We start from the raw sequence: 24,619 nt of genomic DNA on the forward strand, positions 1-24,619 counted from the left end.
TTCGATGCTCATGATCCCCGCGATATTTGCCATCGCCAGTATGTTTCATGGGCTGACAGGGATTGGCGTGACGCTGATTGCAACTACAGCATTGGCAAGTTTTTATCCGATGTCGCATGTGCTGCTGCTGACGGTCGTGCCGTGTTTAGTGATTAACTTGGTGGTGTTTTTGGAGGGTGGCAATATTGGCTACTACCTCAAAAAATATTGGCTATTGGTGTTTACTAGTTTTGTGGGCAGTCTGATCGGCACAAAGTTGGTGTTTCTCATCGCACCGCATTATTTGCTGATCGGGCTTGGGCTATTGATTGTCGGATATGTGCTGCCCCAGTTTTTGGCAAGTCAAACAGGCAAAAATATTCGACTGCCCAATAATCAACCAAGTTTAATCTTCAGTGGGCTGGTGGCAGGCGTGCTCGGCGGTGCGACCAATGCCATGTCGCCACTTTTGGTGATGTATTTATTGCCTGCAACTGAAGAAAGTGATAACCCAAAAATTGAGCTGATTAAAGCCAGTAATCTATGCTATGTGGTGGGCAAAATTGCTCAGCTCATCGTGCTGTGGCAAGGGTTTGTGAGCCTACCAACGACAGAATTGGGCGTGATTGGCGTGGCGACGCTGTTGTCGTTGCTGTGTTTGTATATTGGGTTTTATTTTCGTCATAAAATCTCACAAAAAATGTTCAAAAATATGACATTAGTGATTTTATTATTATTAGGTATCAACGCTTTGTTTAAAGCATTTACCGTTTAATCTGAAAAACCTAAATGTAAAATGAAAGTTGCCCTTGAATTTTTTAAGAAAATATCTTTCCAATGGATTTCGTACCATTTACCAGTCGCTCTGATGCTATATTCTGTTGGTATTAAAATTTCGTTGGCTTGAGTTGCATTTAGGATTTTTTCGGTTAAAAGATCTGAATAGTTTACTCTTCGCCAATCCTGTGTGACCATACCAACAGGAAAGGAATCTATTGTACTTTTGAGTGAAATATAATTTAAAAAACTAAAAGCTTCATGACAAATAGTTTGAGAAATTATTTTTTGAATTTCATCAAGGTTCTTATACACTTCAAATTTTGAGCAAACTTCATAAGTATCAACTAGCTCATAATACTTATTTACTGTTTCTAAATTTAAATCTTTAAATGGTAGTTCTTGAATAAAGAAAGTGTAACCAACATCACTTTGGGGCGTATTGAAGTGGGCTAATGCTTCAAGATAACCATTAATTATATCAAGGCTGTCAGTCGTTCCATATTCATGGATTGACTCGAAATTTAAAACCATTCTCTCAAATCCTTATTTACCTTGTAAAAGCAAAGCACGTTCATATAAGGCATTTTTCTTAGCCCCTGTGATATCGCTGGCGAGCTGTGCCGCTTTTTTTACCGACAAATCTTCAAGTAAGCGTTTTAGCAATTTATCATGTTTGCCGTGATCGTCTGTCGATTCGCTCGCTCCTGCCACTACGAGTACCATTTCCCCTTTTTGCTGATTGGCATCGCTTGCAACAAACTGCTTTAGTTCACCAAGCGTTGATGGATAAATGGTTTCAAACGTTTTGGTTATCTCACGGCAAAACGTCACTTGTCGATTGTCGCCAAGCACCATAATCATGTCATCGATACACTCAACAATACGATGGGGCGCTTCATAAAAAATCAGCGTAGCGGTTAAATCTTTGATTTTGGCAAGTTCGCTTTGTCGTCCTGCGGTTTTGGCAGGCAAAAAGCCATAAAAATAAAACTTGTCTGAGGGTAATCCTGCGACCGATAGGGCGGCTATGGCAGCACTGGCGCCGACAACCGGTGAGACTTTGATACCGGCTTGGTGACAGGCGCGTACCAGTCGAAAACCAGGGTCGCTAATCAGCGGGGTACCGGCATCACTGATAAGCGCGATACTTTGCCCTGACTGTAATATCTCAATCAGTTTAGGGGTCTGTACTTCGGCATTGTGGTCGTGATAAGCCCAAGTTTTGGTGGGGATGTTAAAGTGATTGAGCAGTTTGCCCGAGGTGCGGGTGTCCTCGCAGGCGATGATAGCCACGCTTTTTAGGCAGTCGATAGCGTGGGCGGTGATATCGGATAAATTACCAATCGGGGTGGCGACGATATAGAGTGTGCCGTTTTGGTCCATGATTTTCTCAAATTTTGCTAAATATTGGTGGTATTATAAGGTTTTCTGCGGAAAAAAGGATTTGTCGTGAAAACAATTTGCTTTGCTATTTTAGGTGTAAGTTTAATTTCAACCGCAGAGGCTTGTTTACCCTCATCCCCGGCCGATGTGTTGGTCGGACGCATTGCCAGTATCGAAAAAGGCGGTGAATTGCAACGTGAAAGCCAAGCAAAGCAAGGTTTTAGCTTAAAATTCACCGATTATCACTGGGCATTTCGCACATGGCGTCAACGGCTTATTTTGCCATCGGCGCAGCGTTTTGAAGGTATTTTTGCTACTAATTCACTAAAACCCAACGATATCGTCGTGGCATTAGCCAGTTATTATGATGGGGGTAAACTGCATAATTACCGCATTGATAGTGTGGCAGAGCTGACTTGTCAAAACAACCAGCTGATTTTACAAAAGCCGCTGATAATACCCGTCAGTTGGAACCGACAACAGCAACGATGTGGAATTGGTCAAAATTATGCAGGGATTTTGGATGGCTTTATCGACAACAACCAAGCCTATTATTTGGCAAAATTACAGCAAAAATACCCAACTTGTGCCGCTTTAGAAAAATCCTTTGCAACAGTAAAATAACGCAACAATGAAACTCACCGCCCCAAAACAGCGCCAAGGCGATTATTATGAAACCCTCGCCAAACACTACCTTGAAGCGCAAGGTTTAACGTTTTTTGCCAAAAACTGGCACTACAAAAACTTGGGCGAGCTTGATTTGGTGATGCTTGAGCCGACACAAAAAATCCCATGCTTAGTCATTGTCGAAGTGCGTCAACGAAAATCCAGCCAATTTGGCACAAGTTTAGACAGTATCACCCCCGCCAAACAACGTAAAATCATTAAAACCACCGCAGCTTTCTTACAAGCGCATCCGCAATTTGATAACTTTGACATTCGCTTTGATGTGGTAAGTTATGAAGGCGCTCAAGCTGTAGGGGAGGCTGTCATGCCAACGCCTACGTGGATTAAGGACGCTTTTAGCGTAAATTAAGCATTTTGTATAACGTATAAACTTAGCAAAAATTATGCTATGCTACGCAGCAAAATAGTATAATTTTACCCCTCTTTTATTAGGTATTTCCCATGAACGCACAAGATTTAATTACTTTACTACAACCCCATTTTCCGAGTGGCAAAATCGAAGCCGCCAATCAAGGCAACAAATTTGATGTGCGCGTGGTGGATGATAGCTTTGAGGGTAAACGTCCTGTCGCGCGTCAACAAGCCTTATTGGGGTTGGTGTCTGATAAATTTGCGTCAGGTGAAATCCATGCACTGAATATCCAAGCGTTGACCTATGCCCAGTGGCATGAGATGCAAGCCAAACAAGCTGCGCAATAAGCCATTTTAGGAGAAACACATGGATAAATTTTTAATCACGGGTGGCACTCAAGTTAAAGGGGAAGTGGTCATCTCTGGTGCTAAAAATGCGGCATTGCCCTTGCTTGCGGCAATGATTTTGGCAGAAACCCCAGTCACCCTGCACAATGTACCGACACTCAAAGACGTCAATACCTTGGTCAAATTGATTGCGGGCACGGGTATCACCATTGAAAAGAACGGCGATACGGTGACTTGCGATACCAGTACCATCAATAGCTACTATGCCCCGTATGAGCTGGTCAAAACCATGCGTGCATCGATTTTGGTATTGGGGCCGCTGCTTGCGCGCTTTGGGGAGGCTGAAGTGTCGCTGCCCGGTGGCTGCGCAATTGGCTCACGCCCTGTCGACCAACACCTAAAAGCCTTGGAAGCGATGGGGGCGACCATTACCGTTGAAAATGGCTATGTCAAAGCCAAAGCACCTGCTAGCGGTCGGCTAAAAGGTTGTCATTTCACCTTTGATATGGTCACGGTTGGCGGCACTGAAAATACCATCATGGCAGCGGCATTGGCGGAAGGAACCACGCACCTAGAAAACTGTGCGCGTGAACCAGAAGTAGTTGATCTGGCTAATATGCTTGTCAAAATGGGTGCAAAAATTGAAGGCATTGGCACCGCTTATATGACCATTGAAGGCGTTGATAAATTAAATGGCTGTGAGTACTCAGTAGTACCAGACCGTATCGAAACAGGCTCATATCTTGCGCTTGCCATGATGACAGGCGGGGAAGTGACTGCCAAAAAAACCGAAGCAAGCTTGATGCAATCCGTGCTTAAAAAATTTGAAGAAATGGGCGCCCAAGTCACGGTTGGCAGCGACTGGATTAATGTCAAAATGGCAGGTCGTCCAAAAGCCGTTGATATCCGCACATTACCACACCCTGCGTTCCCAACCGATATGCAAGCCCAGCTCATGACAGTTTGCTGTATTGCAGAAGGTACTAGTACCATTATTGAGAATATTTTTGAAAATCGCTACATGCATGTCCCTGAGCTGCAACGTATGGGCGCCAATATCAAAGTCGATGGCCATACCGCCGTTGTTCAAGGCGTCGATAAACTCAATGCCGCGCCTGTCATTGCAACCGATTTACGCGCTTCCATGTCACTGGTAATGGCAGCGGTGGCAGCCCAAGGCGAGACCTGTATCGAGCGCATTTACCACATTGACCGTGGTTATGAATATGTGGAAGATAAACTGCGCGGCTTGGGCGTGACCATTGAGCGGGTAAAAGGCGAATAACAGGTATAAGACAATGACACAAGCAAATGATGCCAATTATAACGGTCTTACCTTAGCGTTATCCAAAGGGCGAATCTTAAAAGATACCTTGCCTCTGCTAGAAAAGGCAGGTATCGAACTACTTGAAGACCCCGAAGAATCACGTAAACTTATTTTCCCGACCACGCATGCTGACGTGCGGATTTTGATTTTACGCGCCAGTGACGTGCCAACCTATGTGGAGCATGGGGCGGCAGATTTTGGTGTGGCGGGTAAAGATGTGCTGATGGAGCATGGCTCAAGCAATTTATATGAATTGCTTGACTTACAAATTGCCAAATGCCGTTTGATGACGGCAGGTAAAGTGGGGCTACAATTACCCAGTCGTCGTCTTCGAATTGCTACCAAATATGTCAATGTGACGCGCGCATTTTTTGCCAGTCGCGGTGAACAAGTGGATGTGATTAAACTCTATGGTTCCATGGAACTTGCGCCCTTGGTGGGCTTGGGAGATTTGATTGTGGATGTGGTCGATACCGGTAATACCTTAAAAGCCAATGGTCTAGAGCCGCGCCAAGAGATTTGCCAAGTCTCTTCGCGTTTGATTGTCAATCAGGTCAGCTATAAACGCAAATTTGCCCTACTTGAGCCAATCATTGAAAGCTTCAAGCAAAGCGTCGCTGATAACACCCAGTAACGGTTCAAAAATCACCATGATGCAGCATCTTTTTGTGTATGGCACGTTAGCGCCCAATTGCGACAACCACGCTATCATGACACCTATCAACAACGGCAGTTGGCAGCCTGCGACTATTCGTGGGCATTTGATGCCAGATGGCGGTTGGGGCTCGGCGCTCGGATTTCCTGCAGTCATCCCAGATGAACAAGGCGACATGGTAGCCGGATGGGTGTTTTCGTCGGATGATTTGGCCAATCATTGGGCGCGGCTAGATGAGTTTGAAGGTGAAGCCTATCAGCGCATTGAAGTAACCGCCACGCTTGACAATGGTGCGAAAATCCAAACCTTTGTGTATGCACTCGATAATCTACAGCATTATTAAAGTTGTCTTTGAAGATAAAAACATTGAAAATCAAGACATTGAAAATTAAAAAAGACGTTATTAAGACGTCTTTTTTTAACTGGGCGAATTTTAACTGGGCGAAAACTAAAAGTGGTGACGGATTGGCCCAGTTTAGCCGATTTTGATGCGCTGGTTTTAATGCACTAATTTTGATGGGTTGGCGAAGCTTTGCAGGCTAAAAAGCCGCTTTCATCCATGAAGAAATTTGTTATGCTATGTGTTAGTCATTTTTATTCTTAGGGGAATACCATGCGATTGTTAAATAGCCAACAAGCCAGTTTTGAGCAGGAATTGACAGAGCTGCTTGCTTTTGAAACGGTAAATGATCCAGCGCTACTGGCTACGGTCGATGATATTATCGCGCAAGTGCGTCAGGGTGGGGATGAGGTGGTGTTAAAGCTGACCCAACAATTTGACAACCATCCTGCCAAAACTTTTGCTGAGCTAGAGATTCCACAAGAAAAGCTCAAACAAGCATTTGATGGGTTAAATCCTACAATCAAGCAAGCGCTTGAACTGGCAGCACAGCGCGTCACATCTTTTCACGAGCGCCAACGGCAAGAAAGCTGGACGTATCAAGATGCGCTAGGCAATACGCTTGGACAACAAGTTACGCCACTCGATAAAGTGGGTATTTATGTGCCAGGTGGGCTGGCAAGTTATCCCTCCAGCGTCTTGATGAATGCGTTACCCGCCAAAGTGGCAGGGGTCGGGCAAATTATCATGGTGGTGCCTGCCCCGCATGGTGAACTAAATCCCTTGGTATTGGCGGCCGCTTATTTGGCGGGTGTGGATAAAGTCTTTACCATTGGGGGCGCGCAAGCGGTGGCAGCGTTGGCTTACGGCACTAACACAATCCCGCAAGTCGATAAAATCACAGGACCTGGCAACAAATACGTGGCAGCCGCCAAACGCGCCGTGTTTGGGCAAGTGGGCATTGACATGATTGCAGGTCCCTCGGAAGTACTGGTATATGCCGAAGGTGTGGCAAATGATAAAGCGGATTGGTTAGCCATGGATTTATTGTCGCAAGCTGAGCATGACACTGTCGCGCAAGCAATTTTTGTCACCCCATCTGAGCCATTACTCAAAAAAGTTGCGCAGGAAATCGAAAAAGCCTTAGCAGATTTGCCAAAAGCTGAAATCGCTAAAGCGGCGATTGCCAACCGTGGCGCGCTGATTTTGGTGAAAGACCGAGCAGAGGGTGTTGAGGTTATTAACCGCATTGCGCCGGAGCATTTGGAATTATCGGTAGATGATCCAGAGGCAATGGTCAAAGATGTCCGCCATGCGGGCGCTATCTTTATGGGGCGCTATACTCCTGAAGCCATTGGTGATTATTGCGCTGGCCCTAATCACGTATTGCCAACGTCAGGTACCGCACGCTTTAGTTCACCGCTCGGCGTGTATGATTTTCAAAAGAAATCTTCGATTATTTATTGTAGCGAGCAAGGTAGCCAAACGCTGGCAAAAACTGCCGATATATTGGCAGTGGAAGAAAATTTGGATGCCCACGCACGTTCAGCCCGTTACCGTGTAAAATAGGTTCAAACGCGCCTTTGGTAATTCAACAGCTTATGGCAATTCAACAGGGCATTTAACTCCTTTAACTCATTTTAACGGGGAAGTTAACGCTGCTTTGTCAATACATCTAGGCGTAGCCGTTCTTCAGGCGTAAACATCGTCTGCTGTAACGCCACAATTTGTTGCTGTGCTTGCGGCACATTACCCAATTTGCTCAGTATTTGGTTAGACTGTGTCTGATAAGTTGCCACACGCTGCGCAAATTGCGCTTCGGACTGGTCAAGCTGCTCAAGCCGTTTGACCGCTTCGGGGGAAACGTATTGACTACGCATGGCATTGATTTGGCTTCGCGTTGCTCCTTGCTGCTGCATTTGCTGCGTTTGCGCTAATAACTTGTCAATATTGCGCTGCTCGGTTAGCTTTGTCTGTAGATTTGGGTCTTTAACACTGGCGATATAGGCGGTTTGCGCCTTATCAATGATGGCTTGGCGCTGGTCATTGCTCAGTTGTGCGTTTTGGTTGGCTTCGACGACCGTCATGTTGTAGTCATTGAGGGCTTGTTCATCCCCAAAAAAGGCTTCACGGGTTTTGGCGTCAAAATAGCGGGCTTGCAGCTGTTGTACTGCGCGTAATTGGTTCTTAATGGCAGATAAATCTAATGCGCTGACATTGGGGTTTTGCTGTACTTTAGGCTTATCTAGCTGGCTGACCGCAGTCAAATAGGTGAGATAATTTTGAAAAATGTTAACCGCTTGGCTTGCGGCAGGCTCAGGCGTATGTTCACGAATATACGCAATCACCCGTTGTTCAATCTGGGTTAACGGCTCTTCCCCTTGTGCGGACAAAAAGTAATCAAACAGTCGGCGCAAACCTGCGGTCACCACCAATTGCTTATTTTCATCGATAATAATTTCGCCATCGACTTGGGTGCCTTGTAGCGATTTGGGCAGCGATGTGGCCAGTGATATGGGCAGGGGGGCAGTGTTCGCGGTGACGGAGGACGCGTTGGCGAGCGTTACGGTTTGATTGGAGGGCAATTCGCCCGATGGCATCGTACTAGCGGCATCCTGCGGCAAAGGATTGGCTATTTTGACAGCGTCCTTAGGTTTTAACCACAGTATGCAGGCTATCAATAATGCGATGATGCCACTGGCTAATACGATTATTAGCCAGTTTATCGGTCGTTGGTTTGTGTTAGGGTTGTTTGAAGGAACCATAGGCATAAGCTTACAACGATTGACCTTTTAAGCGATTGACTTGGTTGCGATAGACAGTCAATGGATTGGTGTCTAGCAAACTGACAATGCCAAATACCTGATTGACTGAATCCATGTGGTTCATTTTATAGTTATCACGAATCACTTCACCGAGACGACTTGAACAGGGTGAAACAAGACCATCATTGGCTTCGCCATTGAATGATAAACCCGTCAACCCCAGCACCGTATCAGACGGATCGACAAGCATGGTCATAGTTTGGGCGCCACTAAGTGAGTAGTAACGTACATTATTGACCACCGTGTTTTTTGGGTATCCACAATAACTGGTCGGCATGGCTGCAGGGAATTTTTGGTTAAATTTGGCCACATAATTGGTGGTAAGTGCATTGACGGCTGCCCAGCCATCTTGCTGCTGCAGTTGATTGAGTGGCACGCCAGATCCGATATCCATCGCACCGCCCACCAATTCAAAAAACTTGATTGCCATTAAAGAGGCGGTATTAAATTCGCCAGCCGGTAAGCCATCAGCCGCACTGCCTTCAGTCACCATTTTGACCGTCCAATCCGCCATTTTTGAGCCTTGCTCAGGGCTGGAAATCGCCGTCACGGATGAGACTAGCGATGGCGCCACACCCGCCACATAGCGAATATCAATCCCACCTTGGCTATGACCGATTAAGTTAACCTTCGGGCTGCCGGTGATGGCAATGATGGTTTTGACTTGTTGGAGTAGCTGCTCGCCGCGCACTTCGGTGTCATTGACACTTGATGTCTTGGTCACATACACACTGGCGCCATTTTTGGTGAGATCTTGAGGGATGCCATTAAAATAATCGACCAAACCAAACATTTTGCTCCAGCCACCAAGCCCATGAGCAAGCACGATAGGGTATTTGGTTTTTGCATAATCTGAGGTGGCGGTGAGGGAGGGGACTGCGACACAGCCTGTGGCATTGGCACAGTTGTAATAGCTTGACGCATAAGAAGACGCAGAAAATGCGATGGAAGAAAAAAGCAATCCTTTGGCGGCACGGCGCATAAAGCGATGATTTGACATATACTGATCCTTGTAAAGTCATAATGAAGTTTCGCTGTCCTATGGATTAATTTAACCTAAATCAACAATTTGTGAATCAAATAAAATGACTTATCAGTATATTTTTTGGCAAAGTCAGTTGATGCAGTAGCTATGTAGGGTTTGGGTAAGGTTAAATATCAAGTGATGTATTGGCACAATTGGCGTGCCATCTACAAAAGCAGACACAAATTATCATTGATTTTTTGCTATGATTTGCTAAGGTAACGGCTGATTTTTCGTTTTTGCTGTTTATTGATTTTTTGCCCCTCATTACAAGAGAATAACTGACCCACTATGTTAGAACTACTATCTGACCCGTCAGCGTGGCTAAGCCTTGCGACGCTTGTCATTCTTGAGATTGTTTTAGGTATTGATAATCTTGTCTTTATTGCCATCTTAGCCAATAAACTCCCGCCGCATCAGCGCGCTAAAGCCCGAAATTTAGGTCTAGGTCTAGCACTACTCATGCGATTGGTGCTCTTATCCATGATTTCATGGCTCATTACCTTAACCGATCCTGTGCTCACCTTGGGAAGTTTTGATTTATCGGTTCGCGATATTATTTTATTGGTAGGCGGGGTTTTCTTGCTGTTTAAAGCAACGACAGAGCTGCATGAGCGGCTGGAAGGAAAACCTGAACATACCAACCAAAGCAAAGTGCAAGCTGGGTTTATGGCGGTTGTCGCACAGATTGTGATTTTGGACGCAGTGTTCTCGTTTGACGCGGTGATTACCGCCGTAGGCATGGCAAAACACCTTGAAATCATGATGGCGGCAGTGATCATTGCCATGGTATTGATGGTGGCTGCGTCTAAAGCCTTGACTGAGTTTGTTGGTCGTCACCCGACTGTGGTGATTTTATGCTTAAGTTTCCTACTGATGATTGGCTTTAGCTTGATTGTCGAAGGACTAGGCTTTCATATGCCAAAAGGTTACTTGTACGCGGCGATTGCGTTCTCAATTTTGATTGAAGTGTTTAACCAAGTAGCCAAACGCAATAAAACCAAATATGAAAATCAAATTCCGATTCGTGACCGTACTGCGGATGCGATTTTACGCTTAATGGGTGGTAAAACCGAAGAAGCGGTTACCCCAGAGAATAATTCAGAACATTTTGATTTTGATAGTATGCCCTTTGCGCAAGAAGAGCGTTATATGATTAGTGGCGTACTAGCGCTCAATGAGCGCGATGTACATACCATCATGACGCCGCGCAATGATATCTCTTGGGTCAATATCAACGGTAGCCGCGAAGAAATGCGCGCGCAATTGCTTGATACGCCGCATAGCTTGTTCCCTGTGTGCCGAGATACCATTGATAAAGTGCTTGGGGTAGTACGCGCCAAAGACTTTTTGGATTTGCTCGATAACAATGTCGCAGATATTGAAACCGCCATTAAACCATTACTTAACAAGCAGCAGCCTGTGTTTGTGTCAGAGAGCATTGACAATCTAAAACTGCTCAATATGCTTAAAAAAGCCAAAGGTAATTTGGCGATGGTGATTGATGAATATGGTCAAGTAGCAGGGCTAGTGACACCGCTTGATGTGCTAGAGGCGATTGCAGGTGAGTTCCCTGATGAAGATGAAACTTTAGAAATTATCCCGTATGACGATTATTGGATAGTTGAAGGTACGGCAAGTTTACACCAACTACGTTTGGAGCTTGACGATCCAGATTTGCTACTCGATGCCGATCAGTTCACCATTGGCGGGTATTTGATTTCGCAGTTGACCGATGTTCCAGAAGTCAATCAAACCATTGATATCGGTGCCTATAAGTTTACCATTTTAGAAACTTCAACATCGCGCATTTTGAAATTAAAAGTTGAACGTGAAGCCCCGATGGTGGCAACGGTTTAAATCACTGATTGGGTATAAAAAAAGGGGCAATTAACCCCTTTTTTTTTATGACTTTTTTAGGGATATAACAATTAAGGAATTTGCTGAATCGTCAAGGTGATAGTAGGCAGATTGCTGCTTGACGTGGCAGCAGATTGACTGGACACAGGCGTGGATGATAGCGCAGTCAGGGTGATATCCATATTGGCAAAACGCTGTGTTTGACGCAAGTCACCGCGCAAAGCCCCAATCGATAGGTTGAGGGTTTGTGGGCGAGAGGTGGTGGTCATAGCCGTGACCGCTACTGTGGCATTGCCTGCCCAAATACACTGCACGCCTGTGGCACAGCGGCTATCATTGAGCACTTTATCAAAAGTCAGATTTAGCTGGTGTTCTTTAACAAAGATGTTTTGACCCAGTGCAAGCGTGACCGTGCGAGTGGCATTGGCGGGCTGGTTGACTATTGAAGGTGTTGGCTTGGCGGGTAACGTAGGCGCAGTCATACAGGCGGTTAATAGGCTCGTAGTGAGTAAGGCAATGCTTGTGGTTTGAATGATTTTTTTCATCGGTGATTTCCTTTTTTTCTTAACGGTTAATTTTATTTCTGGTTTTTAGTTTTGTTTTCTAGTGTTAGTTTTTAGCGGCAAAAAAACGCTGTAGTCCCGCCAATACCAAGTCTTGCCGAATTTCCACGCTGGCTGATAGGTGCGGCTCAAAAGTATGGGCGTCACCGCCTGTCATGGTGATTTCAAATTGTGGGTAGCGATGAATTGTTTCATTGATTGCCCCAACAATAGATAACATAATACCATGATGCACCGCGTCTTGGGTATTGGTGCCTGAATCTATACTATCAAAAGTGCCATCAATAATACTAATCTGGCGCGTTCCTGAGAATAGCGACTCGCGCTGCAAATAGATACTGGGGAAAATATAGCCCCCCAAATGATGACCCTGATCGACCAAATCAATGGTAACGGCAGTGCCGCAGCCAATCACGCATTGTTTTTTGCTAGGCTCGATGATACCGAGCATTTGTAGCCAGCGGTCAACGCCAAGTTGGGCAGGGTTATAGTCGCTCGACATCAGCGCGTGCTTGGCATGGACTTGGGCAAATTCAAACGGTTTTTGCAATCGCTCTAGGCTTTCAGCGACGTGATTATTGACGGCTTGTCCAAGCACGGATGACACCCCGATAAAGTCAGGATTGAGTCGTTCAAGCCGAAAGGTCAACCCTTTGAGCAATTCAGCAGGGGCTTGCAAATGCTGCTCAGCCGCATGATCGAGCACTTGACCGCTATCGTCCGTGAGCCAATATTTTAAGCGGGTATTACCCAAGTCTAGCCAAAGTTTTGTCATAAATAATAGCCTTTGAATGGGATGCTTTATTTGTGTTTATTTGCCTGCAACGATGAAACGGCTGAATCCAAAACTTGAATGGTGCCTGTCCAAATCGTTTGTATGCTGCCATCTGCTTGCTCAATGAGTAGACAGCCTTGCGCATCGATACCTGCTGCAATGCCTGTGATTGATTGCTCAGATAAGGCGTTATGAATTTGCAAATACTTGTTTTTTAATACGTCTTTTTGGGCAAAATCATGGATAAATTGTTGGCTCGCTTCAGCCGCTTGCAGCTGATTAAATTGCCCAATCGCATTAGTTATGGCATCGCGAACGGGCTGATAAAACTCACTGGGTTGTAAGCGCTGCGTTGTCAAATCTTGCAGGCTTATTGCTTGGTAGTTTAAGCCTTCTTGGGTTTGCTCGGTCAGCACAGGGGCATGGGCAATATTGACCCCCACACCGATGACGACCCCTATCATCTGACCTGCGACATTGACAGGCTCTATCAAAATACCTGAGAGTTTTTGAAATTGGTCAGGTAGGTTGTCTTGTGGTTGATAAAAACCCACATCGTTCACCCATTTGACACCAATGGTTGGCAAATGCTTTGCCAGTCTTGTTTGGTTGATGGCTTCTATAATAGGGATTTGACAGAGCTGATAACCCACGCACAGTGACAAGCGACCATCTAATCGATAAGATAAGCAAAGATTTTGCTGCCAAGCATAGGCTTGTGTCGGCACATACAGCGATAAATAAACATTGCCTAGCGGTGATTGCCATGTTCTGCCATGTTGACCACGTCCGCCTGATTGGGTAGCGGCGGTGAGTACATGCGGTCGGCTAAAATGCGGTCGGTTAGGGTCGGTGGGCGACTGCTCGTGATAGCTTAGCACCATCCACTCAATCAGCTGGCTGTTGGTTGAGTGGGTGCTGGCTAAGTGGGTATGGCAAAGCGAATCAATTCTCATGGGGATGGGTACATAGGGTGGGTTTTATAAGCTTAGGCACAATGTTACAAACGTCAAAATAAAGTTTGCTATACTAACGCTATTTTTAATCAAAGGAAATGCAAAAAATGATGTATCTGTGGTTTTTGCTGGCGGGGGCATTTGCTGGCACGTGTGCGGGGCTATTTGGTGTCGGTGGCGGATTGATTATCGTACCCGTGCTGATGGCGATTTTTAAAGCGTATGGCTATCCAAGCGATGTCATTACCCATTTGGCGGTAGGGACATCGCTTGCCACGATTGTGGTGACATCGATAAGCTCCATGCAATCGCACAATAAGCGCGGTGGCGTGCGCTGGGATGTATGGCGCAATATGTCAATTGGCTTGGTGGTTGGTAGTTTTGTTGGTGCTTATATCGCAGATTTATTGCATGGTAAGGTCTTGGCGTTTTTGATTGCTGGCATGGCGCTGTTTATGGGGCTAAAAATGCTTTTGGCTAAAAAATCGGAAGTTATCGCGACCACTCACTTGCCATCTGCGCCTGTACAAACAGGGGCCGGGGGCTTGATTGGCGCAGCATCAGCGATTTTCGGTATTGGCGGTGGCAGTTTTACTGTGCCGTTTTTGAGCCGTTTTGGTTTGACCATGCAACAAGCGGTGGGTACGTCAGCAGCCTGTGGCTTACCGATAGCCATTGCAGGGGCGCTCGGGTTTATGTTTTTTGGCAAAGATGTACAGGGCTTGCCCGCTGAGGCGATTGGCTTTGTGCATATCACTGCGTTTTTGTGTATTTCAGTGATGAGTTATGTATTTGCCAAGGTGGGGGCAAAATTGGCGCACCAATTGCCTGCCAATACCTTAAAACGCATGTTTGGTGGTCTGCTGCTTATGGTGGGTGCAAAAATGATGCTGGGCGCGCTTGGCATTAATTTATTCTAACTACATAGAAATATAAAAACCGCTCATAACAATGAGTAAATGAAAGAATAAATTAGGAATGATAGATATGTTAAGTTTTTCGATGATTATGACTGTGATAGTTGCCCATCTTTTGGCATTAATTAGTCCAGGACCTGATTTTCTGCTAGTTGTGAGAAGTGCCATACGCAATACCCGTCGTAAAGCTTTGGGAGTTGCCTTAGGCATTGCTTTCGCAAATGGTTTTTATATAGGGCTATGTATATTGGGTGTTGGCACCTTAATTGCCCATTCTGTGTTTTTGATGATAGGGCTAAAACTCTTTGGAGGCTTGTTTTTAATTTATGTTGCCTATCATGCATTACAAGCAAAACCAAGTGACTATCAATTTATTGCCCAAAAACAATCAGGGATGGATAACAAAAAAACGCCCACGTTTTGGCAAGAGTTTATTTTAGGTGTGGTATCAGGCTTATCAAATCCTAAAAATATTATCTTTTATTTAAGTTTATTCTCAGTAGTCCTAACACCCAATGTCAATACCAAAATTACAGCCCTGCTCGGGGTATGGATGACTTTTATTGTCTTTGCATGGGATAGTTTAATTATATTGTTTTTATCTCAACAAAAAATCAGAAAAGTTTTTAGTAAAGTTGCTTTTTATTTTGATAAATTTGCAGGCGTATTTTTAGGATTCATTGGGCTAAAACTTGTACATTCGGCAATCAGAAATTAACATAATATTTTTTGATGAATTAAGTTGGCTAAAAATCATTTTAGCCAATTAAATGCCCCATACGCTCTTTTTTGGTGTTGAGGTAGGCTTCATTGTGGGGGTTAACACCCACCAACAGCGGTACGCGCGCTACCACCTCAATACCAATATCATTGAGATAGTCAATTTTGTTGGGGTTGTTGGTTATCAGCTTTACCTTATCCACACCGACATGCTCAAGCATCGGCTTGCACATCTCATAGGTACGAGCATCGGCAGGTAAATCGAGCAGCAAATTGGCATCAAGCGTATCATGTCCTTGGTCTTGCAATGCGTAAGCTCGGATTTTGTTGGTCAGTCCAATCCCACGTCCTTCTTGGCGCAAATATAAAATCGCCCCGCAGCCGCCATTTTTAGCATAAGCTTGAATCATCTGCATGGTGGCGTTGAGCTGGGGACCGCAGTCGCATTTAAGCGAACTAAAGGCATCCCCTGTCAAACATTCGCTATGAATGCGTACCAATGGGATTTTGGATTTATCGGCCGTGGGCAAACCAACCGTCAGCATGACGTGTTCATGTTTGCGATTGCCAAGCGCATCGCGTGCCGTGTCGTCCGTATCTTCAAACACATGAATATCAAATAGCCCATGCGCTGTTGGTAAGGTTGCTTGCGTGATAAATTGATACGACACCCACTACTCCAAAAAAATGACCAACTGACCCAAACAACTGAACCAAGTCGGTAAACCCAAAAATAAAAGTGCCCTTTACATGAAGGCGTTGATTAAAATATCAAGAAGGATAGCGTCATTACGCATCTTATCAATAACCCGCAAGCTAGGCTCACATGCTATCTGACGCAACTTTTTTGTCAAAATTTATCAAAAATTCAAGGCGCTAAGCTAAACTTTATAGAAGCTATAAGATACAATCTAAAATAGCGAGGTTTGATGTTTAATCAACAAAAAAATGCTATTATGCCACATTCATGCGCCACATTGGCAATTCAAAGCTGGTAATGCCAGCTTAGCCACCTAGATTTTCAAGCGCCCAACGCTTTGGCAGTCTGTCAATTTTGTGCCAGCAATAAGGTGTTAATAGTCATTGTGCGTTTTACCATTTATTTTTTTCACCTGTGTCAACAGGGCTCATCGAGTCCCTGTAAGCAATGAAAAGTGTCAGCCAAGATATGTCAAAAACTAAAATAGCTAACCAAAAATACCCATTAAAAACCTTTGATACCATCCCTATGCTAAAGCCGCATACGCCGCTGCTCGATGGGGTGGACAGTCCTGCTGACCTAAAAAAAATGAGTACCGCGCAATTGCAACAATTAGCCGATGAACTGCGCGAGTTTTTGCTGTATACAACGGGCGTCAGCGGCGGGCATTTTGGTTCTAACCTTGGCGTCGTAGAGCTTACCATTGCACTGCATTATGTCTTTAATTCACCCAAAGACCAAATTGTCTGGGACGTAGGGCACCAAGCCTATCCCCACAAAATTTTAACGGGTCGCCGTGACAAGCTTACCACCATTCGTAGCCAACATGGGCTAACTGCCTTTCCTGAGCGTCATGAGTCTGAGTATGATACCTTTGGCGTTGGGCATTCATCGACGGCGATTTCTGCAGGGCTAGGCATGTCGCTTGCTATGCGCTATTTAGGCAAACGTGACAAAGTAGTTAGCATCGTCGGCGATGGGGCTATGACAGGCGGCATGGCGTTTGAAGCGATGAATGACGCGGTGCAGCAAAATGCCGATTTGATTGTGGTGCTCAACGATAATGACATGTCAATCTCACAGGCAACGGGCGGATTTTCTAAACATTTAGCCACCCTATGGCAGCGTGGTTTGGCAGTGGATATCGATAAAAATGGTGATGCGATTTTTACCAAGCGCGTCATCTCCAGTGAAGACCGCCGTATTCGTCATTATTTGCACATGGCAAACGAAGCCTTAGATGACTGGACCTCGCGTCTGCCCAATAAAATTGTCGAAAAATTGGCAGAAAAAGGTATTCCTAAACCCTCTCAGTTAGAGACATTACCTGAGAAAATCGCCAATAAACTCATTGATGAAGTGTTCCCTGAAAACTTGTTTAAAGCCATCGGTTTTCAGTATTTTGGACCATTTGATGGGCATGATGTTGCCAAATTGACTCAAATATTTGAACGGGTCAAGCAGTTAAAAGGGGCAGTACTCGTTCATGTGCATACGGTCAAAGGTAAAGGTTTTTTACCGGCAGAATGCGACCCGATTACTTATCATGCCATTACCAAACTTAAAAAAATCAACCCAGCGCAAGAAAAATCTGTGCCAGTTGACAGCCAAAAGCCAGTGCCTACTCCCGCCAAAAAATACTCGCAAGTGTTTGGTGAATTTATCTGCGATAAAGCCGCCACTGACAAAAAACTGATGGCGATTACCCCTGCAATGGCTGAAGGCTCAGGCATGACTGAATTTGCCAAGCGCTTTTCAAGTCAATTTTTTGATGTGGCGATTGCTGAGCAACATGCAGTGACCCTAGCAGGTGGTATGGCAACCCAAGGCGTCAAACCGATTGTCGCGATTTACTCCACATTTTTACAACGTGGCTATGACCAACTGATTCACGATGTGGCTTTGCAAAATTTGGATGTGATGTTCGCCATTGACCGTGCGGGCTTGGTCGGTGAAGACGGTGCGACCCATGCGGGGGTGTTTGACATCGCTTTTATGCGAACTGTGCCTAATATGGTGATTGCTTGTCCAAAAGATGAGAATGAGTGTTATAACTTACTCAATACTTGTTATGAGCATATTGGACCCTCTGCGGTGCGTTATCCACGCGGTAATGGCATTGGGGCAGAGATTGATAAAAACCAAGCGATGTATCCAATCGGTAAGGCAGCGCTTGAGCAGACTATTGATGCCAATGCTACAGGTACTGGCAACGTGGCGAAAAAAGTTGCGGTGCTTGCTTTTGGTACCATGGTAAAGACAGCGGTTACGGCGTGTCAAAACTTAGCCGAAACTTACCCAACGACGACGTTTTTTGTTTATAATATGCGGTTTGTTAAACCGTTAGACAGCGAATTACTGGATACGCTATTGGCACAAAACTGCTCCATTGTTACCCTTGAAGAACACCAAGTCATGGGCGGTGCCGGTAGTGCGGTCAATGAATACATCGTTGCCCAAGCAGCAAAAACAAGCCAAGTCTTGCCAACGCTACTTAATATCGGTATCCCCGATAAATATATCGCGCATGGCAGCCCTGAGCAGCAATTAGCCGATTGTGGGCTAGATGTCGCGGGTGTGGTCAAACAGATGCAAACGATTTTGTCATAAATTTTAGATTTTTATCCTTCAATAAAAGGTCAATTATGGAACCGATGGTCGTCATGGCAGCCCGCGCTGCACAAAAAGTAGGTCAAGAGATTTTAAATGCACACAACAATCGCCACAAGCTAGAGTTCACGATTGAAAGCAAAGGCTTAGATGGTTTGGTGACCCAAATCGACCGTTACAGCGAAGAATTATTGATCGCGATGCTCAAAGAAAGCTACCCAACCCACTCGTTTTTGGGCGAAGAGTTTGGGCTACAAGAAGGCAAGGGCAATGATAAAGACTGGTGCTGGGTTATTGATCCATTAGACGGTACTCACAACTTTATTCATGGCTTACCGCATTTTTGTGTCTCAATCGGTGTGCAAAAAAATGGCGTCACCGAACACGGCATCATCTATGACCCAGTGCGTGATGAGATGTTCTCAGCCAGTCGTGGTAAAGGTGCGCGTCTCAACCAACGCCGTATCAGCGTCAGTGAGCATAAAACCATTGATGGCGGCTTTTTTACCACAGGTCATCCGCTTGAGCGTAACCGCGCGGAAGGTAAAGTATCGTATGCCAAAGAGCATTTTGAAAGCTTACAAAAAATCTGCGAACAAGGCGGTCAAGTGCGCCGTGTGGGTTCAGCCGCGTTAGATTTGGCATATGTAGCAGCGGGACGGTTTGATGGTTATTTTGAAATGTCTATCAAACCTTGGGATATCTGCGCTGGTGAATTGATTGTCACTGAAGCACGGGGTACTGTGGTTGACCATACAGGCGCGCACAATGCCATGCAAACAGGCTCTATCTTTGCGGCAAATATCAAACTGTTAAAACCATTGATGCAAACTGTGGTGCCAGTTTGGGGCAGTGCCGTTAAAGGCTGATGTTACTATGACACTAAAAACGCGCTAATCCATAGCGCGTTTTTTTATTTCATAATCAATTCGTAAAAAAAAATCTAAGCTAAAGAGGGTAAGTTAAGCAGATAGACAACAACGTTGGCATAATAAGAGATGACAATATAAAAACGGCAATCAATATTCACTGATTGCCGTCCTCATTCTATATGCTGTTTTATAGCATCCTGTTTATAGCATCTTGCTAAAAATCACCTAAATGGGTATGTTAGAAAGGCTATCTTTCAATATACTGTAATTTATTGGGTACGCCATCCCATTCTTTGGCATCGGGTAGTGGGTCATGCATGGCTGAGATGTTTGGCCATTTTTCAGCAAGTTCTGCATTCAGTTCGATGTATATCTCTTGACCTTTTGGCACTTCATCTTCTGAGAAAATTGCATTGGCAGGACATTCTGGCTCACACAGCGCACAGTCAATACATTCATCAGGATGGATGACCAAAAAATTCGGACCTTCATAGAAACAGTCCACAGGACAGACTTCAACGCAGTCAGTATATTTACAACGAACACAGTTATCAGTAACGACGAAAGTCATGGCGGTGGCTACCTTTTTTTAGTTGCACAAATGTTAAAAGCATAAAAAATACAATCGTATTATTTTAGCGCGTTACGCTTTTTTTAACAATTCCTTTAATGAATAAATAAATTCTAACGCCTGTTTCGGTGTCAGCTCGTCAGGGTTTAGGGCTTTTAGTTGTTGGCTAAGCTTACATTCATCAGCCTTCAAAGTTTGATAGTCAGCCGCGGCACTTTGCAAATCCAGACCCATTTGTTTCTCGTCTTTTGATGGATAGGGTAAAGGATTGTTTGGCAAACTTTTTTGTTCGCTTTGGTTATCCAAATAGTGTTGTGCTTGGGCTAATAAGGCTTGCGGCAAACCTGCCATTTTGGCGACATGCAATCCAAAACTGCGATGCGTCGCCCCCGGTGCGATTTTATGCAATAGCAGCAACTGCCCGTTGATTTCTTGGGTGACAAGGTGTTGATTAAACATTTTGGGGTGGCGCTCAGCCAGTTCAGTGAGCTCAAAATAATGGGTAGCAAATAGGGTCAAACAGCCGATTTTTTCTGCTAAATAATTTACGCACGCATGCGCAATCGCTAGACCATCTTGGGTGCTGGTGCCACGACCGACTTCATCCATGAGTACCAATGAGTTGGCATTGGCTTGGTTCATGATATTGGCGGTTTCAATCATCTCGACCATAAAGGTTGATTTACCACTTGCCAAGTCATCTGCCGAGCCAATGCGGGTAAAAATCCGCTCAATACGACCGAGTGTCACCGACTGCGCAGGGACATACGCGCCACAACAAGCAAGTAGGACGATGAGGGCGGTTTGACGCATGTAGGTCGATTTACCACCCATATTGGGCCCGGTGATGAGCATCAAGCGTTCAAGTTGATTGGCTGTCCCCATGACACAGTCATTGGCGACAAATGGGTCAAGCGATGACGTCTGATGGTGAGCTTGGCGCTGTTGACCTGCTTCAACCACGATATGGCGTCCGCCTTGAATATTGAGGCTTGCGGTATCATCCGTGGTATTAAACAACGGGCGGCACCAGTTTTTACTATGATGAGAGCGATTCTGCAAACGCGTTAGGCTGACCCAGTTGGCAAGTACATCCAAATACCCAATCGCTTTGGCAAGGCGCTGCACATCGCCAAGCTGTGACTTGAGCTGATGGAGCAGATTTTCATAGATACGCTTCTCAAGGGTCAACGCTTGCCCTTGAGCCGATAGATAGGATTCTTCAATGATTTTGAGCGCTGGCGTGATAAAGCGTTCAGCATTTTTGAGCGTTTGACGGCGAGTAAAATATTCAGGTGCGTTCTTGGCTTGTAGCGCACTGAGTTCAAAATAAAATCCGCTCACTTTATTAAATCCCACTTTGAGCATGGGCAGGTTGTTTTTTTGCCGCTCTTGCGCCGCCAATGCTTCCAAAGTTTGCTCGATATTGCCATGCAGATTTTGCCATTCATCAAGCTGTGGGTCATAGCCCTTTTTTATCATGCCGCCATCACGGATGTGGGCGGGCGGCTCATCGACAATCGCTTGCTCTAGCAAGGCATGGATATTGGCAAAGCTATCAGTTAAGGCTAAGTCAGGTAGCTGTTTGCTAAGCATGGCAAGCAAAGGCGTCTCGGCAGTTAGCGTCGTTATGGTGGTAAAATCAAAATGTTGCTGTAGCTGCTTTGACAACGCTAACGCTTGCGCCAAGCTCAGACGCAATTTGAGCAAATCGGTCGGTTTTGCTGAACCCAAGCCAATGCGTCCCCCAATGCGTTCGATATCGCTGATTTCGCTTAAGGTTTGTTTAAGCAATTCAAACGCTGCTATCGGTAATGTCATCAGTTGTTCAACCGCATCAAGCCTGCGGTTAATCAGGGTGACATTGCGTAGTGGTCGGTGCAAATGATGCACTAAAGCGCGTTTACCCATCGGCGTTTGGCAATGATCAATCACTGATAACAGCGAAATACCCGATGCCAACACGGGTTTAAAAATTTCCAAATTTTGCTGACTGATGGTATCAAGCTGCAAAAAATCGCCGTTATGCTCGAGCTGCAGGCTGCGAATATGGCGTAAATCAGCTTGCTGTGTCTGTTTGCCGTAATGCAGTACAACCGATGCCGATGAGATGGCAAGCGGTTTTTGCTCAATGCCAAACCCTGCCAGCGTGGTGACACTTAGATGCTGGGTCAGATGCTCAAGCGCGTTATTGGGGAGAAAATAACTGTGCGGCTGTGACAAAATCGGCGGCAGGCTAGCTGTTGGACTATTTGCGCTCAGACAATCCTGCAAAAAATGTTGCCATGCCTCAGACAGATGTTCATCTATCAGCACTTCACTGGGATCAAAGCGCGCGAGTGCGTTAGCAAGCTCGCTTTGTAGCGCAGTATGACTATCGCAGTTAAGCTCAGTGACGCGGATTTGCCCTTGTGCCAAATCCAGCTGTGCCAATCCCACCGACATTTGCTGTTTGGCAAAGCTGATCGCGACGACCGTTGGTGTTTGTCCTTGGGTGATGAGGTTATCATCGGTCAGCGTTCCTGCGGTTAAGGTACGGACGACTTTACGTTCCATAATCTTAGCGGCATTGGCTTTTGTTTTGCTGGTTTTTTTTGCTATGCTTTTGGCTGCAATGTTTTCTTCAAGGCTGTCTTCAAGATTGTGTTCTGGATTCTTTTCTGAGCCGTCTTCTGGCTTTTCTTCTTCGACTTGTTCACAGACCACCACGGTTTGCCCGGCATTAATCAGCCGAGCAATATAGCCGTCTGCCGAATGAAACGGCACGCCTGCCATCGGGATGGTATTGCCCTGTTTATCTTTGCCACGTCGGGTCAAGGTGATGCCCAAAATATCGGCAGCAAGCTTGGCATCATCGAAAAACAGTTCATAGAAATCGCCCATCCGGTACAGCACCAAGGCATGCGGATAATCCGCTTTAAGCGTGAGATATTGCTGCATCATGGGGGTGTGATGGTCAAGATTGTGAAGCATGGTCTGGGGCATAATAGTTAAACGTTATGAAATTAAGCAGCAGGTGCGTTTGTCGCACCATGTTGGGTGTGTGAGGTTAGTTAAGGCTGGCATGCACGTTACTTGTAGCTTATTTCTGCCAGCCTATTTTTCTGAGCTTGTTTCTTCCAGCTTATTTAAAATATTATTTAAAAGCTTAAAGCGATTCAATTTTTGAGATCCAATGCTGTTTTTCAGCATCCCCTATAAAAGACGCGTTAAAGCTGTTGATGGCTAATTGTTTGATATCGTCATTTGATAGCGCTAACGCCTGCTCAATGGCGACAAAGTTGTCATTCATATAGCCACCAAAGTACGCCGGGTCATCTGAGTTCACTGTCACGCACACGCCTTGGTGCAGCATGGTTTTGATATTGTGCTCGCCCATGTCTTGCACCACTTTTAGTTTAAGGTTACTTAACGGACACACCGTCAACGGCATTTGCTCCGCTATCAAGCGTTGCATGAGTTTATCATCTTCTGCCGAGCGCACACCATGATCGATACGATTGACCTTTAACAAATTTAATGCTTCCCAGACATACGCGGGATCGCCTTCTTCGCCCGCATGCGCAACCGTCAAAAACCCAAGCGCTCGAGCTTTGGCAAATACCCGTTCAAACTTGGCGGGCGGATTGCCCACTTCGCTAGAGTCAAGCCCCACGCCAATGATATTATCTTTAAAGGGCAAGGCCTGCTCAAGGGTGGCAAACGCGCTGTCTTCGCTCAAATGACGCAAAAAACACAAAATCCAATGCGAGGTGATACCCATTTTTGCTTTGGCATCTAAGCTGGCTTGATAAAGCCCTTGAAAACAGGTGGCAAAATCCACCCCCCGCTCAGTATGCGTCTGTGGGTCAAAGAAAATCTCCGTATGCACCACATTATTAGCCTGGCATTTTTCAAAATACGCCCACGCTAAATCATAAAAATCCTGATGTTTGACCAAAACGTTTGCGCCGGCATAGTAAATATCCAAAAACGATTGTAAATTATGAAAATTGTAGGCATTTTTGACATCTTCAATAGTTTGATAGGGTATATTAATTTGGTTGCGTTTAGCGATGGCAAACATCAGCTCCGGCTCAAACGTGCCTTCGATATGCACGTGTAGTTCGGCTTTGGGTAATTGATGAATCAGTTGTTGTGGCGTCAATGTGGCAGTCATAGCAAACTCGATAGCATAATGGCAAAGATGGGATTAAAATCTTCCAAGAAAATTTCAACAATGAAAATCTCGAAAATAAAGTTCAATTATGGGGATGGATTTATAAAGATAAAGGTAATAGAGGGGAGCGGGTCAAACTTACAGGCTGTCATAACCTTGTATCTAAAAAAAGCAAACCCATATATAATAGCAAAATTTATTTTGAACACCTTTATTA

Annotated in this window: 24 protein-coding genes; 13 read left to right on the forward strand and 11 right to left on the reverse strand. The window is 45.2% G+C overall.

Going from position 1 to position 24,619, the window contains the following annotated elements:
* The first annotated feature begins 4 nt into the window (after positions 1-4).
* Positions 5-754 (forward strand): TSUP family transporter, encoded by a 750-nt coding sequence (locus RT064_RS03375; protein ID WP_313061423.1) that lies wholly within the window; start codon positions 5-7, stop codon positions 752-754.
* On the opposite strand, the gene RT064_RS03380 is transcribed toward RT064_RS03375, so the two are convergent.
* Together RT064_RS03380 and rsmI are read right to left on the reverse strand one after the other, a co-directional pair.
* On the reverse strand, positions 751-1,290 hold the full coding sequence (locus RT064_RS03380) for a hypothetical protein (protein WP_135889636.1): 540 nt from the start codon (positions 1,288-1,290) through the stop codon (positions 751-753). The genes RT064_RS03375 and RT064_RS03380 overlap by 4 nt on opposite strands.
* A gap of 12 nt (positions 1,291-1,302) precedes the next feature.
* The gene (gene rsmI / locus RT064_RS03385; RefSeq protein ID WP_313061428.1) at positions 1,303-2,142 is read right to left on the reverse strand and encodes a 16S rRNA (cytidine(1402)-2'-O)-methyltransferase; all 840 of its coding nucleotides are present in this window, start codon (positions 2,140-2,142) and stop codon (positions 1,303-1,305) included.
* Between the two features lie 66 nt (positions 2,143-2,208).
* Between rsmI and RT064_RS03390 the strand changes: the two genes are divergently transcribed.
* The 7 genes from RT064_RS03390 (at position 2,209) to hisD (ending at position 7,419) form a co-directional block, all read left to right on the forward strand.
* Entirely contained in the window at positions 2,209-2,766 is a 558-nt protein-coding gene (locus tag RT064_RS03390) for a hypothetical protein (protein ID WP_313061431.1), read from the forward strand.
* A 7-nt stretch (positions 2,767-2,773) separates the two neighbouring features.
* The gene (locus RT064_RS03395) at positions 2,774-3,178 is read left to right on the forward strand and encodes a YraN family protein (protein WP_313061434.1); all 405 of its coding nucleotides are present in this window, start codon (positions 2,774-2,776) and stop codon (positions 3,176-3,178) included.
* Between the two features lie 92 nt (positions 3,179-3,270).
* Positions 3,271-3,528 carry a BolA/IbaG family iron-sulfur metabolism protein gene (locus RT064_RS03400; protein ID WP_313061436.1) on the forward strand — a complete coding sequence of 86 codons (258 nt, stop codon included), beginning with the start codon at positions 3,271-3,273 and terminating at the stop codon, positions 3,526-3,528.
* A gap of 19 nt (positions 3,529-3,547) precedes the next feature.
* Positions 3,548-4,813 carry a UDP-N-acetylglucosamine 1-carboxyvinyltransferase gene (gene murA / locus RT064_RS03405; RefSeq protein ID WP_313061440.1) on the forward strand — a complete coding sequence of 422 codons (1,266 nt, stop codon included), beginning with the start codon at positions 3,548-3,550 and terminating at the stop codon, positions 4,811-4,813.
* Positions 4,814-4,826: 13 nt separating this feature from the next.
* Positions 4,827-5,489, forward strand: a complete 663-nt coding sequence (gene hisG / locus RT064_RS03410; RefSeq protein WP_313061442.1) for an ATP phosphoribosyltransferase — start codon at positions 4,827-4,829, stop codon at positions 5,487-5,489.
* Between the two features lie 16 nt (positions 5,490-5,505).
* The gene (locus tag RT064_RS03415) at positions 5,506-5,853 is read left to right on the forward strand and encodes a gamma-glutamylcyclotransferase family protein (protein WP_313061444.1); all 348 of its coding nucleotides are present in this window, start codon (positions 5,506-5,508) and stop codon (positions 5,851-5,853) included.
* Positions 5,854-6,123: 270 nt separating this feature from the next.
* Positions 6,124-7,419: a histidinol dehydrogenase gene (hisD, locus tag RT064_RS03420; RefSeq protein WP_313061447.1), complete on the forward strand. Its 1,296-nt coding sequence runs from the start codon at positions 6,124-6,126 to the stop codon at positions 7,417-7,419.
* A gap of 83 nt (positions 7,420-7,502) precedes the next feature.
* Here the strand turns inward: hisD and RT064_RS03425 are convergent, their stop codons facing one another.
* Together RT064_RS03425 and RT064_RS03430 are read right to left on the reverse strand one after the other, a co-directional pair.
* Complete coding sequence (locus RT064_RS03425) at positions 7,503-8,615, reverse strand: lipase secretion chaperone (protein ID WP_313061451.1); 1,113 nt, start codon at positions 8,613-8,615, stop codon at positions 7,503-7,505.
* A gap of 10 nt (positions 8,616-8,625) precedes the next feature.
* Complete coding sequence (locus RT064_RS03430) at positions 8,626-9,675, reverse strand: esterase/lipase family protein (protein WP_313061453.1); 1,050 nt, start codon at positions 9,673-9,675, stop codon at positions 8,626-8,628.
* Between the two features lie 315 nt (positions 9,676-9,990).
* On the opposite strand from RT064_RS03430, the gene RT064_RS03435 reads away from it, so the two are divergent.
* A complete protein-coding gene (locus tag RT064_RS03435; RefSeq protein WP_099808434.1) occupies positions 9,991-11,559 on the forward strand; it encodes a TerC family protein in 1,569 nt (522 codons plus the stop codon).
* Positions 11,560-11,630: 71 nt separating this feature from the next.
* Here RT064_RS03435 and RT064_RS03440 read toward each other — a convergent pair whose 3' ends face one another.
* The 3 genes from RT064_RS03440 to RT064_RS03450 all read right to left on the reverse strand — a co-directional run bounded on the left by RT064_RS03440 (position 11,631) and on the right by RT064_RS03450 (position 13,853).
* Entirely contained in the window at positions 11,631-12,104 is a 474-nt protein-coding gene (locus tag RT064_RS03440; protein ID WP_313061459.1) for a hypothetical protein, read from the reverse strand.
* A gap of 64 nt (positions 12,105-12,168) precedes the next feature.
* On the reverse strand, positions 12,169-12,897 hold the full coding sequence (locus RT064_RS03445; RefSeq protein ID WP_313061461.1) for a pantothenate kinase: 729 nt from the start codon (positions 12,895-12,897) through the stop codon (positions 12,169-12,171).
* Positions 12,898-12,923: 26 nt separating this feature from the next.
* Positions 12,924-13,853 (reverse strand): biotin--[acetyl-CoA-carboxylase] ligase, encoded by a 930-nt coding sequence (locus RT064_RS03450; RefSeq protein WP_313061465.1) that lies wholly within the window; start codon positions 13,851-13,853, stop codon positions 12,924-12,926.
* Between the two features lie 107 nt (positions 13,854-13,960).
* Here RT064_RS03450 and RT064_RS03455 point away from each other — a divergent pair, with 107 nt between their 5' ends.
* Both RT064_RS03455 and RT064_RS03460 read left to right on the forward strand, forming a co-directional pair.
* Positions 13,961-14,773: a sulfite exporter TauE/SafE family protein gene (locus RT064_RS03455; protein ID WP_313061467.1), complete on the forward strand. Its 813-nt coding sequence runs from the start codon at positions 13,961-13,963 to the stop codon at positions 14,771-14,773.
* Positions 14,774-14,840: 67 nt separating this feature from the next.
* Positions 14,841-15,488: a LysE family translocator gene (locus tag RT064_RS03460; RefSeq protein ID WP_135889722.1), complete on the forward strand. Its 648-nt coding sequence runs from the start codon at positions 14,841-14,843 to the stop codon at positions 15,486-15,488.
* A gap of 40 nt (positions 15,489-15,528) precedes the next feature.
* On the opposite strand, the gene ribA is transcribed toward RT064_RS03460, so the two are convergent.
* A complete protein-coding gene (ribA, locus tag RT064_RS03465; RefSeq protein WP_313061470.1) occupies positions 15,529-16,161 on the reverse strand; it encodes a GTP cyclohydrolase II in 633 nt (210 codons plus the stop codon).
* 497 nt (positions 16,162-16,658) lie between these two features.
* On the opposite strand from ribA, the gene RT064_RS03470 reads away from it, so the two are divergent.
* Positions 16,659-18,800 (forward strand): 1-deoxy-D-xylulose-5-phosphate synthase, encoded by a 2,142-nt coding sequence (locus RT064_RS03470; RefSeq protein ID WP_313061473.1) that lies wholly within the window; start codon positions 16,659-16,661, stop codon positions 18,798-18,800.
* Positions 18,801-18,835: 35 nt separating this feature from the next.
* Complete coding sequence (locus tag RT064_RS03475) at positions 18,836-19,669, forward strand: inositol monophosphatase family protein (RefSeq protein ID WP_007115595.1); 834 nt, start codon at positions 18,836-18,838, stop codon at positions 19,667-19,669.
* Positions 19,670-19,919: 250 nt separating this feature from the next.
* Here the strand turns inward: RT064_RS03475 and fdxA are convergent, their stop codons facing one another.
* From fdxA to RT064_RS03490, 3 genes are all read right to left on the reverse strand, one after another.
* The gene (fdxA, locus tag RT064_RS03480) at positions 19,920-20,243 is read right to left on the reverse strand and encodes a ferredoxin FdxA (protein WP_007115596.1); all 324 of its coding nucleotides are present in this window, start codon (positions 20,241-20,243) and stop codon (positions 19,920-19,922) included.
* Positions 20,244-20,315: 72 nt separating this feature from the next.
* Complete coding sequence (gene mutS / locus RT064_RS03485) at positions 20,316-23,228, reverse strand: DNA mismatch repair protein MutS (RefSeq protein ID WP_313061477.1); 2,913 nt, start codon at positions 23,226-23,228, stop codon at positions 20,316-20,318.
* 163 nt (positions 23,229-23,391) lie between these two features.
* The gene (locus RT064_RS03490) at positions 23,392-24,402 is read right to left on the reverse strand and encodes an adenosine deaminase (protein WP_409519522.1); all 1,011 of its coding nucleotides are present in this window, start codon (positions 24,400-24,402) and stop codon (positions 23,392-23,394) included.
* Between the last annotated feature and the right edge of the window lie 217 nt (positions 24,403-24,619).

This window comes from Moraxella sp. CTOTU49097 (assembly GCF_032064105.1).
GTDB lineage: Bacteria > Pseudomonadota > Gammaproteobacteria > Pseudomonadales > Moraxellaceae > Faucicola > Faucicola osloensis_B.

Coding starts and splice junctions, on each gene's coding strand:
- RT064_RS03375 (WP_313061423.1), top strand. CDS start 5: ATGCTCATGATCCCCGCGATATTTGCCATCGCCAGTATGTTTCATGGG.
- RT064_RS03380 (WP_135889636.1), bottom strand. CDS start 1,290: ATGGTTTTAAATTTCGAGTCAATCCATGAATATGGAACGACTGACAGC.
- rsmI (WP_313061428.1), bottom strand. CDS start 2,142: ATGGACCAAAACGGCACACTCTATATCGTCGCCACCCCGATTGGTAAT.
- RT064_RS03395 (WP_313061434.1), top strand. CDS start 2,774: ATGAAACTCACCGCCCCAAAACAGCGCCAAGGCGATTATTATGAAACC.
- RT064_RS03400 (WP_313061436.1), top strand. CDS start 3,271: ATGAACGCACAAGATTTAATTACTTTACTACAACCCCATTTTCCGAGT.
- murA (WP_313061440.1), top strand. CDS start 3,548: ATGGATAAATTTTTAATCACGGGTGGCACTCAAGTTAAAGGGGAAGTG.
- hisG (WP_313061442.1), top strand. CDS start 4,827: ATGACACAAGCAAATGATGCCAATTATAACGGTCTTACCTTAGCGTTA.
- RT064_RS03415 (WP_313061444.1), top strand. CDS start 5,506: ATGATGCAGCATCTTTTTGTGTATGGCACGTTAGCGCCCAATTGCGAC.
- hisD (WP_313061447.1), top strand. CDS start 6,124: ATGCGATTGTTAAATAGCCAACAAGCCAGTTTTGAGCAGGAATTGACA.
- RT064_RS03425 (WP_313061451.1), bottom strand. CDS start 8,615: ATGGTTCCTTCAAACAACCCTAACACAAACCAACGACCGATAAACTGG.
- RT064_RS03430 (WP_313061453.1), bottom strand. CDS start 9,675: ATGTCAAATCATCGCTTTATGCGCCGTGCCGCCAAAGGATTGCTTTTT.
- RT064_RS03435 (WP_099808434.1), top strand. CDS start 9,991: ATGTTAGAACTACTATCTGACCCGTCAGCGTGGCTAAGCCTTGCGACG.
- RT064_RS03440 (WP_313061459.1), bottom strand. CDS start 12,104: ATGAAAAAAATCATTCAAACCACAAGCATTGCCTTACTCACTACGAGC.
- RT064_RS03445 (WP_313061461.1), bottom strand. CDS start 12,897: ATGACAAAACTTTGGCTAGACTTGGGTAATACCCGCTTAAAATATTGG.
- RT064_RS03450 (WP_313061465.1), bottom strand. CDS start 13,853: ATGAGAATTGATTCGCTTTGCCATACCCACTTAGCCAGCACCCACTCA.
- RT064_RS03455 (WP_313061467.1), top strand. CDS start 13,961: ATGATGTATCTGTGGTTTTTGCTGGCGGGGGCATTTGCTGGCACGTGT.
- RT064_RS03460 (WP_135889722.1), top strand. CDS start 14,841: ATGTTAAGTTTTTCGATGATTATGACTGTGATAGTTGCCCATCTTTTG.
- RT064_RS03470 (WP_313061473.1), top strand. CDS start 16,659: ATGTCAAAAACTAAAATAGCTAACCAAAAATACCCATTAAAAACCTTT.
- RT064_RS03475 (WP_007115595.1), top strand. CDS start 18,836: ATGGAACCGATGGTCGTCATGGCAGCCCGCGCTGCACAAAAAGTAGGT.
- fdxA (WP_007115596.1), bottom strand. CDS start 20,243: ATGACTTTCGTCGTTACTGATAACTGTGTTCGTTGTAAATATACTGAC.
- mutS (WP_313061477.1), bottom strand. CDS start 23,228: ATGCCCCAGACCATGCTTCACAATCTTGACCATCACACCCCCATGATG.
- RT064_RS03490 (WP_409519522.1), bottom strand. CDS start 24,402: ATGACTGCCACATTGACGCCACAACAACTGATTCATCAATTACCCAAA.